1 protein-coding gene is annotated in these 480 nt (G+C 35.4%); it reads right to left on the bottom strand.

What is annotated here, in order from left to right:
• Nucleotides 1-190 precede the first annotated feature (190 nt).
• The gene (gene cas2 / locus B3L97_RS00605) at nucleotides 191-442 is read right to left on the bottom strand and encodes a CRISPR-associated endonuclease Cas2 (protein WP_211235539.1); all 252 of its coding nucleotides are present in this window, start codon (nucleotides 440-442) and stop codon (nucleotides 191-193) included.
• Between the last annotated feature and the right edge of the window lie 38 nt (nucleotides 443-480).

The following is a 480-nucleotide window of genomic DNA, read 5'->3' as shown; positions in this document are numbered from 1 at the left end:
CCTTATAGGAAGTTAGAAAAGCGTTTACCCCCCTTCATTCTACTATATTTGCGTATTTTGTCGAAGGAATCAATATTATGTTTTCAAGGTGCATGTATATAGTCTTTATATTGATGAGTACTGGATTTGCTGCTAGAAAAAAGATTGTGTCGATCTCCCGTGATTTTAGCGCTATTGGGGGTCGACACAATCATACAAAGATACTCGCGCCACCTTTTTCTTTGCCCATAATTTCTCTTGAAGTATATCGTTCTGTTCTCCATACATAAAAGATTACGCTATCGTAATCGTCTTTAATGATTTTGTTTACTTCAATTTTAAGAGCAGTAAAAGTTGCCGGAGTAAGCTCTCCCTCTAAGACAGAATTTTGTACCCAGCTTAAATATTTTCGACCTATTTTTAAAACTTTATTGACTCGTTTTACACCTACATCATAAATCATTAAGACAAAAATGGCTTACCACCTCATGGCAAAAGGTT

The organism is Aminobacterium sp. UBA4834 (genome assembly GCF_002400205.1).
GTDB classification, from domain to species: domain Bacteria; phylum Synergistota; class Synergistia; order Synergistales; family Aminobacteriaceae; genus Aminobacterium; species Aminobacterium mobile.
Note: the sequence above shows the minus strand (reverse complement) of the source record. Positions and strands in the feature narration are given on the sequence as shown.